Origin of the sequence: Roseivirga seohaensis subsp. aquiponti, from assembly GCF_001267955.1 — a bacterium.
Lineage (GTDB): Bacteria > Bacteroidota > Bacteroidia > Cytophagales > Cyclobacteriaceae > Roseivirga > Roseivirga seohaensis.
Genome location: NZ_JSVA01000003.1, coordinates 232,596 through 240,039, shown reverse-complemented (window position 1 = coordinate 240,039; position 7,444 = coordinate 232,596). Strand labels below are relative to the sequence as shown.

Here is a 7,444-nt window from a genome sequence, read left to right as displayed (position 1 = left end):
AAAGGTAAAGGTAGCAGTAAATGCTCCGTTGATTGGATTAGCTGCCGTGCTTGAAATAAGTACGGTTGGACTGGTCAAGTCAGCAATAAGGCTAAACTGAGTGGCTGCAGTATTTCCATTTGTAGCGGCATCTTGGGCTACATTGGCCGCTACATCAATGGTTACGGTGCCATCAGTTGTTGGGGTAATTAAAGCGGTATAAACAGAAGTACTTGTGGCTGTAAAGTTTGAGGCAGTAGCATTTCCTAGAGTAATATCGCCCACTGCAAAACCAGTTACTGCTTCGCTAAAGGTAAAGGTAGCAGTGAATGCTCCGTTGATCGGATTTGCCGCAGTGCTTGAAATAAGTACGGTTGGACTGGTCAAGTCAGCAATAAGGCTAAACTGAGTGGCTGCGGTATTTCCATTTGTAGCGGCATCTTGGGCTACATTAGCCGCTACATCAATGGTTACAGCACCATCCGTAGTTGGGCTAATTAATGCCGTATAAACCATTGCGCTGGTGGCACTGAAGTTAGAAGCCGTACCATTTGCAACCGTAATATCTCCTACTGCAAAACCAGTGACTGCTTCGCTAAAGGTAAAGGTAGTCGTAAAAGCTCCGTTGATCGGATTAGCCGCAGTGCTTGAAATAAGTACTGTTGGACTGGTCAAGTCAGCAATAAGGCTAAACTGAGTGGCAGCGGTATTGCCATTTGTAGCGGCATCTTGGGCTATATTCGCGGCAACATCAATGGTTACGGTGCCATCAGTTGTTGGGGTAATTAAAGCGGTATAAACAGAAGTACTTGTGGCTGTAAAGTTAGAAGCGGTCGCATTACTCAAAGTGATATCGCCCACCGAAAAACCTGTAACTGCTTCGCTGAAGGTAAAGGTAGCCGTAAATGCTCCGTTAACTGGATTAGCTGCCGTGCTTGAAATAAGTACTGTTGGAGCTGTTAGATCAGCAGTAATACTAAACTGAGCGGCAGCGGCATTTCCATTCGTAGCGGCATCTTGGGCTACATTAGCTGCTACATCAATGGTCACTGTGCCATCAGTAGTTGGGGTAATATCTGCGGTATAAACAGAAGTACTTGTGGCTGTAAAGTTAGAAGCTGTCGCGTTTCCTAAAGTAATATCGCCCACCGCAAAACCTGTAACTGCTTCGCTAAAGGTAAAGGTAGCAGTAAATGCACCATTGGTTGGGTCGGCTACCGCACTGGTAATGGTTACATCTGGTGCATTGACATCCGCATTTATACTAAACTGAGTGGCAGCTGTATTGTCTACGCCTCCAGCATCTTGCACACTTGCCGCTGCCACATCTACAGTAACGAATCCATTTGCAGTTGGAGAAATTGAAGCTGTATAAACTGAAGCACTTGTGGCATTGAAATTAGAGGCAGTTCCATTACCAACGGTGATATCTCCTACTGCAAAACCTGTAACTGCTTCGCTAAAAGTAATCGTTATATCAAAACCATTTGTCGGTGAAGTGGCTGGGCTGCTCAATGAAACTGTTGGCGCCACTGGACTTGAAATCACAGTAGTATTGGCGTCTATGTCATTTCGTTGTCCATCACTCACTTGAATAGTAAAAGTTGTTTTCTCAGTACTTCCTGAGGCAACTCTATTATCTGTTGGGTCGAATACCAAAGCTCTTAAACTGGCCTGTAAACTAGCAGCATCCGTGCTTGCTAAGGTATATGGCCCCGAACCCGTTAGACCTGTTCCTGACAAGACTCCTTTGGCATTGCCGTCTAAGGTTATGGTGGCTGAAACATTGTCTCCATTCGGATCGGCAACCACTATGCTCGAAAAAGGACTAATGGTGGCATTATCATTTACAGGCTGGTTGGCCACGGCACCAGTAATGACTGGCGCTGCTAAAGAATAAACATTTATATCTGCACCAGTAAGTCCTGTTACAAACATGATAGTACCCTCATTATTAAATGCAAGTGAAAATGGCCTATTTTCCTGCGCAACCACCGAAAAACGCTCTGCATCACCTGAATAAACGGCTGTAGAAACATCAAAAGCCACAGCCAAATTATATTCATTGATATCATCCCCAGACTCTCCCATCACAAACATTCTAGTACCATAAGGATCAAACATCAAGGAGCGAGAGCTCATTTCTTGCCCAGCTATAGAAAAACGCTCTGCATTCCCGGCATAAACAGCCGTGGAAACATCAAAAGCTACAGCCAAGTTATATTCATTGATATCATTCCCAGAATTCCCTAACACAAACATTTTTGTACCATCATTATTAAAAGCAAGCGAAAAGGGGGCATCTTCTTGCGCTGCTACTGAAAAACGTTCTGCGTCTCCTGCATACACAGCTGTAGAAATATCAAAGTTCGTAGTTAGCGTATATTCATTGATATCATCTCCAAATTCCCCTAAAACAAACATTTTACTCCCGTCAATATTAAAGGCAAGCGAGTTAGGGTACACATCTTGCGTATTTACTGCAAAACGCTCTGCATTCCCGGCATAAACAGCCGTAGAAACATCAAAGCCGGTAGTCAGGTTATATTCATTAATGTCTCTTCCATTTCCTCCCATAACGAACATCTTGGTACCATCGCCATTAAAAGCGAGTGACTTAGGAAACAATTCCTGCGCAGCCACAGAAAAACGTTCATGGTCTCCAGTAAAAACTGCCTTTGATACATCAAAAGCACCTGAAATAGTATTTACATAATTCGTTTTTGTGAGTGTTCTGGAGCAACCGTCAAGATCACGAACAGTCAGGCTTACATCGAAAGTACCAGATGTAGCATAAGTATGTGTAGGATTTTGCAAGTTAGAAGTTGAACCATCTCCGAAGTTCCAAGTCCAACTAGTAATAGGAGAACTTGCAGCCGTTTGGTCCTGAAAAGTTACTGCGCCTGGGCCACCCAATAGTGTGGTACTAGTGGCACTAAATTTAACATCAGGCCCCAGAACCTGAACGTAATTGGTTCTGGTTTTTTCATGAGTACAGCCACCAGAATCTGTAATCCTTAGTTTTACGGTGTAGTTTCCAGGTTTATCATAAACATGTGTAGGGTTTTGGTCTGTGGAAGTCTGTCCATCGCCAAAATCCCAAGCCCAGCCCACAATGGTATTAGTGCCTGAAATAGACGAAGCATCTGTGAAATTTACCGTCAAAGGGCCACAACCAAAAAGGGATGAACCATTAAAATCCGCAGTAGGCACCGAAATGGAAATTGTTTGTGTGAAAGTATCGGTGTAACCGAAAATAGTATCTTGAACTGTCAGTGTAACGGTAAAGTCTCCTGTGGTAGTGAAGGTGCGAATTGGGTTCTTTGCGGTTGATGTGCCTCCATCACCAAAGTTCCACAGCCAAGTGTCTGGATTAACTGACTGGTCAGTAAAAAATACGGTGTGTGGAGTTGAACAACCTGAAGCCGGATTGGCATTGAACTTGGCATCGAAGGTTTGTGCTCCAGCATTAAAGATATAAGCAAAAAAGAGCAACGCGACTAACAGTTTTCCTTTTAACGAGCATGGAAAGCTTAGTTTAAACACTACAATATTTCTTAGGGAGTTATTTATCAAACACCATTGACGAAAGGTATTCATACGATGGTGTGAAGTTGTACTGAACGAAATTGATTTAGTTGATTTAGCTTTCATAATAGGTTAGGCGATACAAAGCTAAACCCGAGAAGCAAGCCAAAACATACGTAGCGATACGTATTTAATAAGCGCAAATGTGATAAACAGCTTTTATTTAGGGATTATCAGTGAGATGATTGTACCGGTTTCTCCAGAAACAATATTGACTTTTCCATTTAGCATGGCAATTCTTTCTTGTAGTGTTTTGAGTCCTAAAGAAGTACCTGATTGTTGTTCCTGTTCTACAACAAAACCTCGACCGTTGTCTTGAATATTGATCAGGATTTTACCTTTGGTGTGTTCAATGGAAAGTCTAGCAGATGCTGCATTGGCATGCTTCACTATGTTATTCAATGCCTCCTGAATGATTCTGTAAAGGTTGAGTTCTTCGTCTTCCTTAAAAATACCATCGATATTTTCCAGTTCGGTAGAAAAGAACACTTCGGTATTTTCATCGAGTTTACGGATCAATTCTTCCAGTGCTGCGGTGAGTCCGAGCCTACTGAGCACAACGGGATGCAGGTTTTTGGTTATGCTACGCACCTCATCTAGTGTTGCACTTACGTTTTTAATTATTTCTTCATTTTTAGAAGCATTCGCCTGATTCTTCAGCAAAATCAACTGCTGCCCCACACTATCATGCAAATCACGAGAAATTCTCATTCGCTCTTCTTCCTGCACCTTTAAGAGTGTTCGAGAATAATGTTGCTCAAGCCTCTTGGCCTTGTTGGCCTGCCGAATAAAATAATAACTAATCGTAATGATGAGCAGTCCGCATAAAAGCAAAAACCAAATAGTACGATAAAAAAACTCCTGGGCATGAATTCTCAGTTCAAGCTCTTCTCCAAAGGCTAGCCCTTCAGAGTCTACCATTCTAACAGCCAACCGATATTGCCCAGCCGCCAAGTTATCAAACTGAATTTCACCAGGTTGCTTAATCGGCAGCCATTCGCTATTGTTTAACCTAAACTCCATATTGACCTTTACTGGCTGGGTAAGCCCATTTGGTGCCATCTGTATTTTTAAAAACTTGTTTTCAGCGGGTAACGATATATTTTTGACCTGAGCCAAATTTCCAAGAGCTGTAATATTCGTATTAGCATTTGTCTTAATATCAAAATAAGTAAGACTGGTAAGTACCACTCTCCCCCCTTTCTCGATCTTTCTTACTTCTGTTGGGTAGAAAAAATTCAGCCCTCTAATGGCTCCTAAAAAAACTCCTCCATCAGCAGTTTGCAACATGCTGTAACGGTTAAACTCATTATTGCTAAATCCATCGTCCTCTACATACCTTTCCGAGGTTTGTGTTTGTGGGTTATATTTTATTAAGCCTGAAAATGTAGCAAACCAAAAATTAGATTGTTCATCTTTAAAAACTGAAGCAATAGGACTGGTGGCTGGGTCGGTATAAAGCAAAACGGGTTCTTTGTTTTCATTACTCATCTGATAAACACGGCCATCGCTAGTGGTAATCATCAAGCCGTATTCATCAATAACATCCAACATCATCAGTTTATCGGGCTCCACTGGAATATCGATAAAAGCCTCATTCCCATCTTTAAAAGTAAAAAGCCCATTTTTTGTTGTTGCATAGAAGCTACCACCAAACTTTGCTAAGTCCATAATAACCAGCGAATCGTTTACCGATAAAGGTCTATTGACTTTATTTACTTTATCGAATTCCATTAGGGGAAAAGTAGCTGCACCGTATACAATCCTATCTCCATCATCAACCATTGCTGAAATAGGGTAATGCCTAAACCTTTCTACCTCGTGCGTTGCAAGGTCTATTAGTAAAACTCCTTCATTGTAGTTGGTCCAAATATTATTTTCACTAATAAACAATCCCCTAACTTCCGAAGCGGAGAAAGGTTGACCGTTCATAAATATAGGAAATGGTTCTTCTGTTTTATCGTCAACATCTATCAGGTATAAACCACCTACCTCGGTACCCACTAAGTATTTACTCTCTTTATAATGGGTAATACTTCTTACACTAAAACCCTCTAAAAAATTATGTACCCCCGTATTTTTAAAAACTATATGAACTAACCTACCCAATTGGGCTAAATACAATTCCTTTTTCAGGTTTTGGCTAGCCATATTGGTTATATTATTCACCTTTACTATGGTATTACTTTTTTGGTTTACTTGGTTTATAAATTCTCTTTTGATTAAAACCTGATCACCTGTGGCATCCAACAATGCGATATTTCCAAAGCTATCGTTTATGGCGTTTAGTTTTTGATAAAGATTATTTTTGACAACCCCAGTCTTGCCAGGTTTGGTAAGATTGCTCTTAGACCAAGTCATATTTTGATCATTGTATCGATAAATTTCTTTCTCGCTTTTTAAAACAAACTCGAATGCCTCCTCGAACCAAAAGCAATCAGCAAGTGCTAAAACTTCTTGATTGTCTGTTTTTTCAAAACTGAAGTCTTCATAATCAAACTCCTTTATTATTTCACCATTAAGTGCATAGGCTATAATCCCCGTTCTAGCTTCAGAAACGAGAAAATGATTCTCAAAAGAAATTACTTGGTACAAATAAGACTCCCCGCCTTCAGTTCTTAACCTGAATAACCTGTGAAGAGATAAATCTTCATTTAACAGATATAGATACGTTTCTCCTGCGGTATCTAGTGCAATAAAGGTAGTGTTACCTTGAACAAACAGGTTAGAGATTTTAACATCAATACCTTTATTTGAAATGGGTATTTGCTGGAACTCAAAACTAGATGGGTTGAACAAATAAAGGTAATCAGAGGTACGTGCTGAAGAAAATCGTAAATAAAAAAGGCCATCAGCCCTCTTGTTTAAGATAAAAATATTTGGTGAAATGTCTTCAGAAATGGGTAACGATACGGAATGAAAATTATAACCATCGAACCATTGCAGTTTGGGTATATTTTGAAGAAAGGCGCTTGCGCCCAAGTCAGATTCTAATCCGCTGATCCACAGCCAACCATTATTATCATAGACTAAAGAGTGAATATCACCAACTTCTAAGCCATCCTTTGCATCATAAGTATTGAATGCTAAAATACCTTGATCTTGTTTATTTTGCCCTAGTAGGCTTGATGTAGCCAAAAGTAACCAAATACACAAAAATGGTTTAAAAGGGGTGCGCAAATACAACCCTAATGCAACAAATGTTTGTTGTGCAATACCCATGTTGTTAATCCATTAGGCTTCCCTTCTAAATCCAACTTCTGAATAATATTGCTGCGATGTTTTTCAACTGTTCGCTCAGATATAAAAAGCTTATCAGCTATTTCTCGAGTTGACTGGTTAGCGGCTATAAAATTAAGGATTTTCCGTTCTGATGGTGTAAGCGCCTCTATCATTTCCAGCGTTGTTTGTGCTGATGCAATATCTTTTAAATGAAAAGCCTTGCTAAAATATTTCCCTCCATTGGCCACTTCATTAATACAAGCTTCAATCTCTTCCAGTGCATCTTCTTTCAATAGATAACCTGAAACATTAAGGCTTTTGGCTCGTGCAATAAACTCTGTTTCTTTATGATATGAGAGAATTATGAATTTGGTATCGTAGTTATGCTCCATGCAATGTTTGGCCACCGAAAGTCCATTCATTTCAGGCATTTCAATATCCAAAATAGCAATTTCTGGGTTGAACTCTGTAATTAGCTTTAATACAGCTCTTCCGTCACTAGCTGTGCCCAAAACATTAAAGCCTTTAGAGATTAGAGTAGACTCTAACCCCTGTAATAATAACGGATGATCATCAGCTAAAACAAGAGTTACTTTATTCATTTAAAAATTGAGTATTTGGAACGTGAAGATAACCCTAATGCATAACAACTAAC

At 40.2% G+C, this 7,444-nt stretch carries 3 protein-coding genes; all 3 read right to left on the bottom strand.

Features of this window, described 5'->3' with window-relative positions; all coding sequences use genetic code 11:
- The coding region (locus tag OB69_RS02360; RefSeq protein ID WP_157608469.1) for an Ig-like domain-containing protein at positions 1 to 3,633 on the bottom strand (3,633 nt) is incomplete at its 3' end.
- Positions 3,634 to 3,726: 93 nt separating this feature from the next.
- Positions 3,727 to 6,789, bottom strand: a complete 3,063-nt coding sequence (locus OB69_RS02355) for a sensor histidine kinase (protein WP_053222088.1) — start codon at positions 6,787 to 6,789, stop codon at positions 3,727 to 3,729.
- Positions 6,756 to 7,391, bottom strand: coding sequence for a response regulator transcription factor (locus OB69_RS02350; RefSeq protein WP_053222087.1), 636 nt, complete (start codon positions 7,389 to 7,391; stop codon positions 6,756 to 6,758). The genes OB69_RS02355 and OB69_RS02350 overlap by 34 nt, the downstream gene beginning before the upstream one ends.
- Positions 7,392 to 7,444 lie beyond the last annotated feature (53 nt).

Excerpts from the sequence above, each read along its gene's own strand:
- OB69_RS02355 (WP_053222088.1), bottom strand. The coding sequence starts at position 6,789 with ATGGGTATTGCACAACAAACATTTGTTGCATTAGGGTTGTATTTGCGC.
- OB69_RS02350 (WP_053222087.1), bottom strand. The coding sequence starts at position 7,391 with ATGAATAAAGTAACTCTTGTTTTAGCTGATGATCATCCGTTATTATTA.